This is a genomic window from Prochlorococcus marinus XMU1419 (assembly GCF_017695955.1).
GTDB classification, from domain to species: domain Bacteria; phylum Cyanobacteriota; class Cyanobacteriia; order PCC-6307; family Cyanobiaceae; genus Prochlorococcus_A; species Prochlorococcus_A marinus_AD.
This window is the reverse complement of sequence record NZ_JAAORO010000003.1, coordinates 447,430-459,733: the sequence shown is the minus strand read 5'-3', so window position 1 is coordinate 459,733 and position 12,304 is coordinate 447,430. Positions and strand designations below refer to the sequence as shown.

13 protein-coding genes and 1 tRNA gene are annotated in these 12,304 nt (G+C 30.3%); 10 read left to right on the top strand and 4 right to left on the bottom strand.

Annotated elements, in window-relative coordinates; genetic code table 11:
• Window position 1: 1 nt before the first annotated feature.
• Window positions 2-1,534, bottom strand: coding sequence for a bifunctional pantoate--beta-alanine ligase/(d)CMP kinase (locus tag HA151_RS08635; RefSeq protein ID WP_209107033.1), 1,533 nt, complete (start codon window positions 1,532-1,534; stop codon window positions 2-4).
• A gap of 98 nt (window positions 1,535-1,632) precedes the next feature.
• Between HA151_RS08635 and purM the strand changes: the two genes are divergently transcribed.
• From purM to HA151_RS08620, 3 genes are all read left to right on the top strand, one after another.
• Complete coding sequence (purM, locus tag HA151_RS08630) at window positions 1,633-2,676, top strand: phosphoribosylformylglycinamidine cyclo-ligase (RefSeq protein ID WP_209107032.1); 1,044 nt, start codon at window positions 1,633-1,635, stop codon at window positions 2,674-2,676.
• Window positions 2,677-2,808: 132 nt separating this feature from the next.
• Window positions 2,809-3,453, top strand: coding sequence for a histidine phosphotransferase (locus tag HA151_RS08625; protein WP_209107031.1), 645 nt, complete (start codon window positions 2,809-2,811; stop codon window positions 3,451-3,453).
• Window positions 3,440-3,607, top strand: coding sequence for a hypothetical protein (locus tag HA151_RS08620; protein WP_209107030.1), 168 nt, complete (start codon window positions 3,440-3,442; stop codon window positions 3,605-3,607). The genes HA151_RS08625 and HA151_RS08620 overlap by 14 nt, the downstream gene beginning before the upstream one ends.
• A 205-nt stretch (window positions 3,608-3,812) precedes the next feature.
• Here HA151_RS08620 and HA151_RS08615 read toward each other — a convergent pair.
• A tRNA-Cys gene (locus tag HA151_RS08615) sits at window positions 3,813-3,883 on the bottom strand.
• A gap of 42 nt (window positions 3,884-3,925) precedes the next feature.
• Here HA151_RS08615 and HA151_RS08610 point away from each other — a divergent pair.
• Together HA151_RS08610 and HA151_RS08605 are read left to right on the top strand one after the other, a co-directional pair.
• Complete coding sequence (locus HA151_RS08610) at window positions 3,926-5,155, top strand: lipid-A-disaccharide synthase-related protein (protein WP_348535627.1); 1,230 nt, start codon at window positions 3,926-3,928, stop codon at window positions 5,153-5,155.
• Window positions 5,156-5,190: 35 nt separating this feature from the next.
• A complete protein-coding gene (locus HA151_RS08605; protein WP_209107029.1) occupies window positions 5,191-5,457 on the top strand; it encodes a hypothetical protein in 267 nt (88 codons plus the stop codon).
• Between the two features lie 4 nt (window positions 5,458-5,461).
• On the opposite strand, the gene HA151_RS08600 is transcribed toward HA151_RS08605, so the two are convergent.
• A complete protein-coding gene (locus HA151_RS08600; protein WP_209107028.1) occupies window positions 5,462-6,097 on the bottom strand; it encodes a ribonuclease D in 636 nt (211 codons plus the stop codon).
• A 163-nt stretch (window positions 6,098-6,260) separates the two neighbouring features.
• Between HA151_RS08600 and HA151_RS08595 the strand changes: the two genes are divergently transcribed.
• The gene (locus HA151_RS08595) at window positions 6,261-6,818 is read left to right on the top strand and encodes a cofactor assembly of complex C subunit B (RefSeq protein ID WP_209107027.1); all 558 of its coding nucleotides are present in this window, start codon (window positions 6,261-6,263) and stop codon (window positions 6,816-6,818) included.
• 25 nt (window positions 6,819-6,843) lie between these two features.
• Here the strand turns inward: HA151_RS08595 and hemF are convergent, their stop codons facing one another.
• A complete protein-coding gene (gene hemF / locus HA151_RS08590; protein ID WP_209107026.1) occupies window positions 6,844-7,872 on the bottom strand; it encodes an oxygen-dependent coproporphyrinogen oxidase in 1,029 nt (342 codons plus the stop codon).
• Between the two features lie 158 nt (window positions 7,873-8,030).
• Between hemF and HA151_RS08585 the strand changes: the two genes are divergently transcribed.
• The 4 genes from HA151_RS08585 to HA151_RS08570 all read left to right on the top strand — a co-directional run bounded on the left by HA151_RS08585 (window position 8,031) and on the right by HA151_RS08570 (window position 12,265).
• Window positions 8,031-9,095 carry an Mrp/NBP35 family ATP-binding protein gene (locus HA151_RS08585; RefSeq protein ID WP_209107025.1) on the top strand — a complete coding sequence of 355 codons (1,065 nt, stop codon included), beginning with the start codon at window positions 8,031-8,033 and terminating at the stop codon, window positions 9,093-9,095.
• Window positions 9,096-9,105: 10 nt separating this feature from the next.
• The gene (gene rodA, locus HA151_RS08580) at window positions 9,106-10,374 is read left to right on the top strand and encodes a rod shape-determining protein RodA (protein WP_209107024.1); all 1,269 of its coding nucleotides are present in this window, start codon (window positions 9,106-9,108) and stop codon (window positions 10,372-10,374) included.
• Window positions 10,374-11,732, top strand: a complete 1,359-nt coding sequence (locus tag HA151_RS08575) for a sensor histidine kinase (RefSeq protein WP_209107023.1) — start codon at window positions 10,374-10,376, stop codon at window positions 11,730-11,732. The genes rodA and HA151_RS08575 overlap by 1 nt, the downstream gene beginning before the upstream one ends.
• Window positions 11,733-11,842: 110 nt before the next feature.
• Window positions 11,843-12,265 carry a photosystem I reaction center subunit II PsaD gene (locus tag HA151_RS08570; protein ID WP_002807018.1) on the top strand — a complete coding sequence of 141 codons (423 nt, stop codon included), beginning with the start codon at window positions 11,843-11,845 and terminating at the stop codon, window positions 12,263-12,265.
• Window positions 12,266-12,304 lie beyond the last annotated feature (39 nt).

Here is a 12,304-nt window from a genome sequence, read left to right as displayed (position 1 = left end):
TTTATTTGATCTCAGTCTCTTTAGGAATCTTGTCATTATAAAGATCAATAATTTTATCTACCACCTCATTAATTGAATATCCATCCGTAATAATTTCTATTGCGTTATTCGCTTTTATTAGAGGTGAAATTTCCCTATTTGAATCTTCAAAATCTCTTTTCTTTATAAGTTCTTTTAATGTATGGAGGTCTATTTCTTGGGAGTCTTTACTATTTTTATCAGATTTTCTTCTTTTCGCTCTTTCATCGATGCTAGCAGTTAAAAATATTTTAAGTTCTGCATGAGGAAAAACAGTAGTTCCTATATCTCTTCCCTCAGCTACAAGTCCGCCTGATTCTCCAATTTTTCTTTGTTCTTCTACTAAGAATTTTCTTACTTCTTTTATTGAGGAAATTTTTGAAACGATGGAACTTATCTTTTGCGATCTAATTTCTTCAGTAACACAGTAGTTATTTACATAAACATCCTGATGTGAATTTGTATTCGACTTGAAAACAATAGATATATCTTTAAGAATATTCTGTAATTTTATTTCTTTTTTATAATCAATATTTTCCTTTAGCATAAGCCAACTCAATGCCCTATACATTGCTCCAGTATCTAAATATAAAAGATTAAGTTTCTTCGCTATTAACTTTGTTACAGTACTTTTACCTGACCCTGCAGGACCATCAATTGCGATAATCGGCCTTCTTTTCATAAGAAAAACGTGATCAATTAATCTTGTCTCTCCACATTTTATCGCACCAGCCAGTAACGAAATGTTATCCTCAAGTCTTGCTTTTTGGAGTGTATAAGGGTGTAAATGTTCTAAATATTCAATTGAAATTTTTTTTGCTGATAGCTTTTTAATTATTTTGTTTAAATTGATCTTTTTTTCTTGTTGAAAAATTTTTTTGGCTTCTAATAATTCACTTGAAAAAAACTGAATCAATTTTCTTTCGCTTTTTGATAAATGTACATTACGTGAACTGAAAGGAATTCCATCAAAATCTCTTTGTGTAGGAATAGATCTAATAGCAACATTTAATTTTTTGCTTAGGACAAGATTTTTTAAAATTAAAAGTTGTTGCCAATCTTTTTCTCCTAAGTAAAGATTTTTTGGCTTGATGAGATTAAGAAATCTATAAACTACTGTACAAACTCCATCAAAATGTCCAATTCGATTTAATCCACATAATGCAGAAGTTAATTCTATTGGAGCTTTTAGGAATTTAATATTTTTATCATCCTGCGGATATATATCTTCATTACTTGGGATAAAAATGGCATCTGCGCCATTTGAAAAGGAGATTTTTATATCATTTTCAATTGTTTTAGGGTAATTCTCTAAATCTAACTTGTTATCAAATTGAAGTGGATTAATAAAAATACTTACTAAATTAACATTAGAATTGTCATTTTTTGCTGTTGATATTAGTTTTATATGTCCATTATGAAGATTACCCATTGTTGGAATAAAGTTAATTTCACTATTTAAATTTCTCCTCCAATTTTCTATATCTTCAGTTTTCCTTATGATTACTTTCTTCACTTTGTTTTTAAAAAATAAATCTATTTGATAAATAATTACTGGACAAAAGCAATCTTAGGAGGAATATCTATATAGGGAAAGTCTATCATTTTTATTTTATGGATTACAAAACATCAGGTGTTGATATAGAAGCTGGGCGAGAATTTGTTTCCGAAATTAAACAGGCAGTTGAAGGAACTCATACATCTAATGTGATTGAGGGTATTGGTGGTTTCGGAGGTTTGTTTAGAATTCCTATCGATAGTTTTAAAAAACCAGTTCTTGTTTCAGGAACTGATGGTGTTGGAACAAAATTAGAATTAGCCCAAAGTAAAGACTTTCACTTTGAAGTTGGTATAGATTTAGTTGCTATGTGCATGAACGATATCATTACAAGTGGGGCAAAACCTTTATTTTTTCTGGATTATATTGCTACTGGTAAACTTGATAAGAAACAACTATTGAGGGTTGTTCAGGGAATTTCATATGGCTGCAGAGAAAATAACTGTTCATTACTCGGCGGAGAAACTGCTGAAATGCCTGGATTCTATTCAAAAAATAAGTATGATCTTGCAGGATTTTGTGTTGGGATAGTTGATGAGGATAAGCTTATTAATGGTAAAAAAGTATCTGAAAATGACTTAATAATTGCTTTAAAAAGTAATGGAGTTCATAGTAATGGCTTTAGTTTAGTAAGAAAAATTATTCAAAAAAATAATCAAATAGATAAAGAATTTGAAAAAGTTTCTCACTTAAATTTTTATGATGAGTTACTGAAACCTACAAAAATTTACAATAATGTAATTAACCAAATGTTATCTGAAAATGTAGAAATTAAAGCAATGTCGCATATTACTGGAGGAGGAATCCCAGAAAATTTACCGAGATGTATTCCGCCTGATTTTATTCCTTATATCAATACTAGTTCTTGGGAAATACCTATTTTATTTAAATTCCTGAAAGATAAAGGATCGATTCCTGAAAAAGATTTTTGGAATACTTTCAATCTTGGAGTTGGATTTTGTCTAATTATTGATAATCAATTTAAGGATGCGGTATTAAGTATTTGTAAAGATCATGACTTAGATAGTTGGGAAATTGGAAAGATAGTGCGAAAAAATGATTCAAAAATTAGTAAATTTTTGCCAGAAATTTTAACTTGAATTTTTTTATCTTTTTTAAATGAGTTTTAAAAAATTATTTTTTATACCCAAATGAAAAAGTTAGGTGTAATATAATAAGATTACCGCCGAATTATATCGGAAGTTTAAGTATTAAGATTTAACCTTTATTCAATGCCCTTTGCAAATAATCAAAGAATTACACGTAGAAGGAGTTCAGCTGGCCCTACACCTCCAAAAAGACCAATAGCTAATAATTCTGAATCATTTGGTAGGCAGGCTCAAGGCCCAAGACCAACTTTCTTGACACTAAGAGATCATGGGAAAGTTTTTGTCGCTGATTTACCCAATTTGTCCGATGGTCAATTAGCTCATATTAGTAAGGAAGCTAATGAAGTTTTAAATAGTTTGGAAAAAAGACTGAATGATCTTGAAAATGAACCTAGTGTTAGTAATCCTGAAAATGATACTCTGATAAAAGCCTCTACCAAAAGAGATGTCACACTGAGGTTTATTAAATCAATAGAAGAAGAACAAGAACATAGAAAGAATAATCCTGCTTTACGAGATGCTGCATCTGAATCGTTACCGAGAACTTTTCTTGAGGTTGCTAGACATAGATTGCCTGGAGCAACTTTTGATTCACTACTTCGGGAGGCTCTCGAAGCTTGTGCAGTTGATGAGAGTTCTGAAGAAAATCAAGTTATTAATGAGCCTAAAGAAACTGTAAAAATTATGGATATACCCTCTTCCAACACAAATGCTTCACTTGTTGTTAGTATCGATTCAAGTGATGATTCCAAGAATGACTCTATTTGATTCAACACAAGAGTTAACAAGATTTAAGGACAAAAATAATTCAAAAATTAACCTTACTTCAGAGAAAGAACCCATTTTATGTAATCATTGCAAAAGGACTGCATCAAATGGTGTTAGATGTTTAGGAATGTGTGTAGCAGATAATGATTACTAAAATAATTCAAATTTATATATAAATAATCTGATTAAATAATTAATAATTTCATTTAATTTTATTTATTAATGGATATAAGGTATTATTTATCAATAATAAAAAAGATTATTTTTTTATATCAATAAGTAATTGAAACTTGATACCCTTTATTTGAAATTGAAGTTCTTCGAAAACTTCATAATTAAGAGCGTAAAAAAATTAAATAAGGCGGCACCCAGATTCGAACTGGGGATAAAGGATTTGCAATCCTCTGCCTTACCACTTGGCCATGCCGCCGAAAAAGATTCGATTGAATCTTTTTATGATCTTAACAGTAAGGTGTCTCATTCTCTATTATTTATATGTAATGGTCATGGAGAAGATGTAATAGCATTGGAAATAATCAAAAGATTACTAAAAAAAATAAAAAATAAAAGTATTGAAGTTTTACCGTTAGTAGGGAATGGAGATGTATTTAATTCAATTAAATCAAAGAATTTTCGTAAAATAGGATATTTAAAAGAGCTACCTAGTGGAGGTTTTAGTAATCAAAGTCTGAAGGGATTTTTGCTTGATTTGTTTGCAGGATTTTTAATTGATAATTTAAGGAATTTTTTACTTGTAAAACAAAAGTCAAAACATAACTACAAAATTGTTGCAGTAGGCGATTTCTTGCCATTACTTTATGCCTGGAGTTCAGAATGCGAATTTAGTTTTATTGGAACTCCCAAAAGTGATCATACTTGGAGTAGTGGCCCCGGTTGGGATTTAAGCGATTTTTATCATAAGTTAAAAGGTTCTGAATGGGATCCATGGGAAATGTTTTTAATGACATCTCCAAGATGTAAAAATTTAATTATGAGAGACGAAATCACGGCTAGTAATTTGAAAAGAAAAAATATTGATGCAAAATATTTGGGTAATCCGATGATGGATTTTGTTAATACAAAAAATGAGAATTTATCAAAGATTATTTCTTTTAATAGAATTATTTTATTAGTTGGAAGTAGATACCCTGAGGCTTTTAAAAATCTTGATAATTTTCTAAGTTGTTTGCAAGATTTATATTTATCAAAGGATTTGGTAATACTTTTGCCTTTGAGCATTAATGCCAATGTAATTAAAATTCAAAGTTATTTAAATAAATATGGTTTTAAAAAACAGAGTAAAGTTAAATTTCTAATTGATGAAGATTCAGTATGGAAAAGGGAAGGTCAATACATATTGATTGGAAAAGGAAAATTCAATTTATGGGCCAATATGGCAGAAGTTGGCTTGTCTAATGCAGGAACTGCTACAGAGCAAATTACTGGCCTTGGAATTCCATCTCTTTCTCTACCGGGATCTGGACCACAATTTACAAAATCATTTGCAAAAAGGCAATCAAGATTACTGGGAGGTAGTGTTTTAGTCTGTAAGAATAAAAAAATCCTTTTAAGACGTTTAAGTTTACTTTTGAAAGAAAAAGTTGATAGGTTAGAACAAGCAAAAATTGGAAAGAAGAGAATGGGAGAATCCGGCGCTAGTAAGAAAATTGTAGATTATATAAACCTGCATTTGTTATCTTAGTAAATGGGACTAGCGTATTAATTATTAATTTTTTTATGTATCCAATAAATGATCGGCAATATCTAAAAATTTGCGCAGAAATTGCAAAAATTATGAGTATAAGCTTATCTTCTGCAAAGAAGAAAGTAGAAATTCAAATTGCAAAAGAAGGCTCGAAAACTATTCAAGAAAAAATACAAGTTGCGCAAAAAGTATTAGAAATTTGTGAAAAAAATGATGGAGATAAATTAAGTTCTTCAAGATTACTTGATAAGCTAATGGAAACTCTTGATGGTGAAGATAATTTTTTAACTGAAGATTGATTTTTTAATGTTCAAATATATTTGAGAATTTAAGTATGTCTAAATCAGCATGAACAGGAACTGTTTCGAAACATTTTTTAGCTAATTCATATCTATTCTCTCTTTCTAAGATAACTTTTAATTTATGCATAGCTTCAATTAAATATCTAACATCATTTGCTGCATAATATAATTGATCTTTTGTTAAATCTTCCTTGCTACCCCAATCACTGCTTTGTGAGCTTTTATCCAATTCTATGCCTAACAATTCATTAATTAAATCTTTTAAACCGTGTTTATTTGTATAAGTTCTGGCTAATTTACTAGCAATTTTTGTACAGAAAATATTTTTTGTATTTATTCCAAGATTGCATTTTAGCGCTGCTACATCAAACCTAGCATAGTGAAAAATTTTTGTAATTTTCTCATCTTCGAGAAGTGCTTTTAAATGAGGTGAAGAAGATGTGTTTAGTTCGATTTTTATACAGGATGTTCTTTTGAATTCATTGCATATTTGTACTAAACAAAGTCTATCTCTTCCATGAATCAAACCCATTGCTTCACTGTCTATAGCTAAGTAGGATGATTTTTTATAAAGATTGTATAAATCTGCTGTTAAATCGTTATAAAGAAAATCAATATTTATATTTTCAATAGTCATATTTAATAAGTATCAAAGTAATTTAAGATTTTAAGATATTATTTAGGAATTTACTTAATTAAGAATTTACATAAAACTGAGCTTATTTTACAGAATAAAACTGAAAAATTATAATATGATGTAACTTTAATTTTATTTTCAAGCTACTAAAAATATTTATTTAATGTCCTATTCCTTAAATTCAACATTATTGCTGACAATTCTTTTATTCATAGGATTATTTTTTTTTCTTAGGGCTTCAAGCAAAGATAGAACAACCGTCGTTGAGATTTCATCTTCTCAAAAACCAATAAAGGTTTTAAATGGTTTATGTGAATGGCTTAATTTGAGGGGATGGAAGCAAACAGGAGGAGATTTTGAAAAAAGAATTTTAATATTTAAGGGACAAGTTGTTTCTAGTAAATTTTTAGCAATTTTTTTAGGTTTTCTTGGCGGTTTTGGTTCTTGTGCTTTGGGATTAGTAATTATTCAAATATATCCTGAATTTGGTTGGTGGCCAATTCTTTTAGGATTAATTGGTGGCCCTTTGTCGGGCATTGTTTATTTCAAAAAATCAGCAAGAGAGGAGAAGTTTGAATTAAGGTTGATAAATGAAAATGATAATGATTCAACTTTAATGAGATTAAGGGCCCATAGAGATGAATTAATCTCTTTAGAAAATGAACTTGGAGAAAAGCTCCAATTGAAAAGTGACGGTTCTTTATTTAAAACACCTATTTAAGGTACTTTTATTTGTTCGATAATTTTTAATCAAAGATATTATTCTCTATACAGAATTTCTCTAACTTTTTATCATTTAACCAGTCTTGGGGTTTTGTAAAAATTGATGTGAGAAATTCCTCTCGTGAACCATTTTTAGCTTTATAGCCATATTCCCATCTGGCTAAAGGCGGTAATGACATTAATATAGATTCAGTTCTGCCGTTGGTTTGTAGTCCAAAAATTGTCCCTCTGTCCCAAACTAAATTGAATTCGACATATCTACCTCTTCGATATAGCTGGAATTCTCTTTCATGAGAAGTATATTTTTGAGAAGCTCTGTTTTCAACAATTGGTAGATAAGAGGGTAGGAATGCGTCCCCGCAGTTTTTCGCTAAAGAAAATAAATTCTCCCAATTTAGATTAGATTTGCCGATATTTTGTGAAGCTTTTGATGCCTCTCCATTTTTATTATTTCCTCTATAAATCTTCCCTGAACCATCTTGATAATCATAAAAAATACCTCCTATACCTCTTGATTCATTTCTATGCTTCAAAAAGAAATATTCATCACACCATGGTTTGAAAACTTTATGCAAATCTTTATCAATTTTCTCACAAGCTTTTTTATGCTCGTTGTGGAAATTTCGCACATCAGAAAGATAAGGATAAAAAGGGGTTAAGTCTGCACCTCCTCCAAACCACCAAACAGGACCAGCCTCGAAATATCGATAATTCAGATGAACTGTAGGAATATAAGGATTCTTAGGATGCAATACCATAGAAGTTCCCGTAGCGAACCATTCATGACCTTTTGCTTCGGGCCTTTGAGAGATTATAGATTGAGGTAATTCTTTTCCATGTACTTCAGAGAAATTTACTCCTGCTTGCTCAAAAATGGAACCATTTTTTAATACTCTTGATCTTCCACCACCACCTTCCTCTCTTAGCCAGGATTCTTCTATAAATTTACCTTTTCCATCAACGTTTATAAGTCCTGAACAAATTTTGTCTTGTAGAGTTAATAAGAGATTTTTAGTTTTCTCTCTCGAGTTTTTAGGAGGTTCTCTGAACATGTATTTAGTAAATATTGAAGAAAAAAATGTTTTGGTTAATTATAAGTTTCCCTTTATAATTTCTCTTAGGGGGTCCTTATTGCCTATTATTTGATAGTTCGACATAGTTCTTAATCTTTTAAACAGTCGACTATCTTGCCAAAATATTTAAAAATTTAATGACCACAATAGAAGATGCGAATTTTGCTTTACAGAAAGTTTTAGATGCTGGATCACAGAAAAATGTAATTGAATTAGCTTGGATTAAAAACGTAAGAGTATCTATACCGAGAGTAATCGTAACATTATCATTACCATCATTTGCGAATTCTCAGAGAGAAAGAATTGTGAAAGAGGTTAGAAAAGTATTACTGGATTTTGAAGATATTGATGATGTTCAAATAGAGATAGATAATAATCCTTCCAAAACAGAATCTAAAAATCAAAGTAATGTTCCTGATTTGCAGAAGATTGATGGAATTCAACATATCATAGCTGTTAGCAGTGGTAAAGGTGGAGTGGGAAAAAGTACCATTGCTGTTAATTTAGCTTGTTCTCTAGCTAAATTAGGCTTAAAAACTGGTTTACTGGATTCGGATATATATGGACCTAATACTCCCTCAATGATGGGAGTTGCCGAACAGTATCCAAAGGTTACAGAAGGTAGTGGCAGTGATCAAAGGTTAATACCAATAAATAAATATGGAATTTCATTAGTATCAATGGGTTTTCTCATAGAAGAAGGTCAGCCAGTTATATGGAGAGGACCAATGCTTAATAGTATAATCCGACAATTTTTGTACCAAGTTGAATGGAATAATCTTGATTTTTTGGTTATTGACTTGCCTCCAGGAACAGGAGATGCTCAAATCTCCCTTTCTCAATCTGTTCCTATTTCTGGAGCTATTGTTGTAACTACTCCTCAACAAGTATCTTTGCAAGATGCAAGGAGGGGGTTAGCAATGTTTAAACAACTTGGAGTGCCTCTACTGGGAATTGTAGAAAATATGTCAGTATTTATTCCGCCGGATATGCCAAGTAAAAAATATGAAATTTTTGGCAAAGGTGGTGGACAAATATTAGCTAAAGAAAATGATTTACCATTATTAGCCCAAATTCCTATTGAAATCCCTCTCGTTGATGAAAGCAATAAAGGTGTACCAATCTCAATAAGCCAGCCAAATATAGAAAGTTCTATTGTATTTGGTAATTTAGCTCAATTAATTAAGAAAAAATTTTGTTAAAAGATAATTGATGGTTAGGAGAATTTCTTTATTAAATAAGCGAGGATTTTTATCAAAAAAAGGCAACTTTAGTAGAGGTTTTTTATTTTCCCCACTACTTTTAATTCCCCTGTTTTTAGTTATAATTTCGGGTTTATTAATAAAAAGTGTTCAGGGAAATCTAATTGTATCGAATTATTTAAGTCATATCCTAACTGGTTTTCTAGGTTATTTTTTAGCATTTTTTATTTCTTATGTACCCTTAGAGAGAATAAAAAAATATTTGGTTCCATTTTATTTGTTTACTTTAATATCCTTATTACTAATTTATTTTTTTGGGATCACAGTTTCTGGAGCTCAAAGATGGTTAAACTTGGGCATCTTTTCTTTTCAGCCTTCTGAAGTAGCTAAATTGAGTACTGTATTAACTCTCGCTTTAGTACTCGATAGAAAATTAATTTCAACAGCAAGAGATTTAGTATTGCCTTTATTATTAGTAGCAGTTCCTTGGTTATTAATTTTCTTTCAACCGGACTTGGGTACCTCTTTAGTTTTACTTGTTTTAACAGGTGTGATGCTTTATTGGTCACAAATGCCTATAGAGTGGATTTTGATATTAGTGTTTTGTATTGTCACTTCTATATTGTATTTAACCCTACCAAATATTCTTATTTTCTGGATTCCAGTTATAGGATATCTTGCATATAGATCTTCGAAAAAGAAAATTATTTTTTCTACTCTTGCGATTTCTTTCCATTTATTAGTTGCCAAATTGACACCAATTTTATGGGAATATGGTCTAAAGGAATATCAAAAAGATAGATTAGTTTTATTTCTAGATCCAAATAGAGATCCATTAGGTGGTGGATATCATTTGATACAGAGTCAAATTGCAATTGGTTCTGGAGGATTATTTGGGACTGGTTTGCTAAGAGGTAAGCTGACTAATTTGCAATTTATACCAGAACAACATACTGATTTTATATTCAGTGCTTTAGGCGAAGAATTGGGTTTTGTGGGGTGCATAATAGTTTTATTTTTGTTCTTTTTTTTGATTAAAAATCTTATTAATACTGCAATAATTGCTAGGACTAGCTTTGAATCTCTAATTGTTATTGGAATAGCCTCAACTTTTTTATTCCAAATAATTATTAACTTATTTATGACTATTGGATTAGGACCAGTTACTGGGATTCCTCTTCCTTTTATGAGCTATGGTCGAACCTCATTGGTGACTAATTTTATATCAATTGGATTTGTTTTATCTATATTGAAACGTTCTAGATCACTAAGAAATTGATGAAATCACAAACAACTATAAAAAAAATTCAAGACCTATTGCTTAAAGGAGTTCAAACTATTTATGTGGATGATGATACATCCAGAAGAATGTGGTGGGCTTCTCTAGAAGTTATTCAAAAAGACTTCTTATCTCAGAATTATAAACACGGGGGGATTTGGGTTGCCTCGCCTTTGCCAGCTTTTAATGATAAAAAATTTTTAAATCAACTTCATGGATGGCTTTGGTCTCCTGAGGGGTTTCCGTACTTTCAAAATGAGAATGCAGGTTTTTTGCCAATCAATAATTCAGACAAGATAAAAAAAGATTTAATTTGTAATTATAAAGTCTTAAATCTTAGTCAAGAAGATGGTTATGAACCTTTTTTGATGATAATCACCCCAAATTTTCAGTGTGTATTATCAATCGTAGGAGAAAAAGGTAAGAAAATTCTATTGATGAAGTGTGATGAAGAAAGTCTAAAACTTTCAATTGAATTAATGCATGCAAAATTAAATCAAGAAAATTTTGAGGAAGGAGTAAAATTTCGTAATGCAATTAATAATTTAGGTGAGCTTAATATTAATAATCAATTTGAAGAATTATTTTGGCCAATATTATCGGCAAGATTAGCGTCTATTACTCCAAACCATAAAATAAAGAATTCTGGAAAAAACGATGAGAAAAATGTGCAAATAACTGAAGCAAAATTATTACGTGCAATATCTCATGAAGTAAGAACGCCTTTAGCAACAATAAGAACCCTAATAAGTTCTACTTTAAAAAAATATAAGATGGACGAATCAATGAAAAATCGTTTAATTCAAATAGATAATGAATGTAATGAACAAATAGATAGGTTTGGTTTAATCTTTAATGCAGCAGAATTAGTTAGTAATGAAGTTCCGTCATTAAATAACTTGGCAAAAATTAATTTATCCGAAATTTTTAATAAGCTTGCTCCTTTATGGAATGACCAATTAAATCGACGTGGGATTTCTTTAAAGATTGATATTCCTAATCAACTTCCGCAAATTATGAGTGATTCTGAAAAATTAGAATTAATGTTAAGAGGATTAATTGATAAAAATACTAGAGGATTAAAAGAAGGCAGTACATTGATTTTAGAATTAAGACCCGCTGGTCAAAAATTAAAACTTCAATTAAAAGTACAAAAATTAGATAATAATCAAAAAGAAATTCTAAAAAAAGACAATGGTTCTGATATCGGCCCTGTTTTAAATTGGAATCCTCAAACGGGAAGTCTGCAACTTAGTCAAAATGCCACCCAAAAATTGTTAGCTAGTTTAGGAGGGCATGTCACACAAAGACGTGATACAGGTTTGACAGTATTTTTTCCCATTTCAGATTCAAAATAAAATGAAAATAAATTTTTCATATATTAAATAATGTAGAAAATTTCATGTAAATTTCGAATTTTGCAAAATATGAATGCTAATTTCTTATTATAAATAACTCAAAATCTAGGATGACTGAAACTTTAGTTGGTCAATTTCCAAAGCATATAGGAAGTACTGGTGGTTTATTAAACTCAGCAGAAACCGAAGAAAAATATGCAATTGTATGGAAAAGTTCAAAGGAACAAGCATTTGAATTGCCCACTGGTGGAGCGGCTATTATGCATGAAGGTGATAATTTAATGTACTTTGCAAGAAAAGAACAATGCCTTGCATTAGGCACACAATTAAGAGCTTTCAAGCCAAGAATTGAAGACTTTAAAATCTACCGAATTTTCCCAGGTGGCGATATTGAATTTTTACATCCAAAAGATGGGGTTTTCTCTGAAAAAGTAAATGAAGGTAGAGAGAAAGTTGGTCATAATCCTAGAAGAATAGGTGAGAATCCTAATCCAGCTGGTTTGAAATTTACAACTAAGAATACTTTTGATTAACTTTCTTAAAGTTGATATAAAAGAAGAAAATAATTATAA